Here is a 1,234-nt window from a genome sequence, read left to right as displayed (position 1 = left end):
AAAAAGGCGACAGAGTAATCTGTCGCCTTTTTTCCTGACTCTCAACCCTTACGGGCTCTACAATCCCTGTTGGCTATCAACACACCCTGTTTTTCCCTTAGCCTCTAACATTCCGTGTTGTTTCCATTTCCTTTTACTAACGTCTCCGGACGTTTGTCTTCCTGACAATCCTGTGTCTTCGCCTCCTGGCGCTCCTGACCCTCATCCTGAGTCGTCTATCCTTTCAGCTTCCTCGCTATGGACGCTACTTTACCGTTTTGGTTTAAACGTACAAGTAACCTGGGTAACAATTTCTGATTTTAAGAATAGCGCCCAAATGTAACTATATGATTTATTTTAGTTCTGTCATTTTTTACTCTGTCATCTCGTATAGAAACTGTCGGCAATGTCTCACAAAGCGTGAGGTTTTTACTTACACAGCCCACTCGTCGAAAAACCAGCCTTTTGCTGGGGTTCAGGTATAATCGCTGCAAAGCCCTGATTGATGGAGAGGACTGCTTTGACTAACTTGAATTATCAACAGACGCACTTTGTGATGAGTGCGCCTGATATTCGCCACTTACCTTCCGATACCGGTATCGAAGTGGCTTTTGCTGGCCGTTCCAACGCAGGCAAATCCAGTGCGCTAAATACCCTGACGAATCAAAAAGGTCTGGCGCGTACATCTAAAACGCCGGGTCGTACTCAGCTCATCAACCTGTTTGAAGTCGTTGACGGCAAACGCCTGGTCGATTTGCCAGGATACGGTTATGCCGAAGTTCCAGAAGAAATGAAGCGTAAATGGCAGCGCGCGCTGGCTGAATATCTGGAAAAGCGTCAGAGCCTGCAAGGTCTGGTGGTACTGATGGATATTCGTCACCCGTTAAAAGATCTCGATCAACAGATGATCCTGTGGGCAGTTGAGAGCAACGTTCAGGTTCTGGTACTGCTGACTAAAGCAGATAAGCTGGCCAGCGGTGCACGCAAAGCGCAGCTGAATATGGTACGTGAAGCCGTACTGGCATTTAACGGTGATGTGCAGGTAGAAGCATTTTCATCGCTGAAAAAACTGGGTGTGGACAAACTGCGGCAAAAACTGGATAGCTGGTTTAGTGAACTGGCACCGGTTGAAGAGGTGCAGGAAGGGGAATAACCCACCGATATGCCGGATGACGCCGCTGCGCGTCTTATCCGGCCTACAGCATGTGCAAAACTTTTCTTTCGCACAATAAAAAACGCCCCAGTCATTACTGAC

The 1,234-nt window shown here is 47.7% G+C and carries 1 protein-coding gene and 1 pseudogene; one reads left to right on the top strand and one right to left on the bottom strand.

The window, feature by feature from the left end; translation table 11 throughout:
- Positions 1-104: 104 nt before the first annotated feature.
- Positions 105-239 (bottom strand): annotated as a pseudogene (locus FDW94_RS24280) (hypothetical protein).
- Between the two features lie 260 nt (positions 240-499).
- On the opposite strand from FDW94_RS24280, the gene yihA reads away from it, so the two are divergent.
- Positions 500-1,132, top strand: a complete 633-nt coding sequence (yihA, locus tag FDW94_RS14445; protein ID WP_008786982.1) for a ribosome biogenesis GTP-binding protein YihA/YsxC — start codon at positions 500-502, stop codon at positions 1,130-1,132.
- Positions 1,133-1,234: the final 102 nt, after the last annotated feature.

The sequence above is a fragment of the Citrobacter sp. wls757 genome, from assembly GCF_005280935.1.
GTDB classification, from domain to species: Bacteria; Pseudomonadota; Gammaproteobacteria; order Enterobacterales; family Enterobacteriaceae; genus Citrobacter; species Citrobacter portucalensis.
The sequence above is the reverse complement of the archived record's forward strand: the minus strand, read 5'-3'. Positions and strand labels throughout refer to the sequence as shown.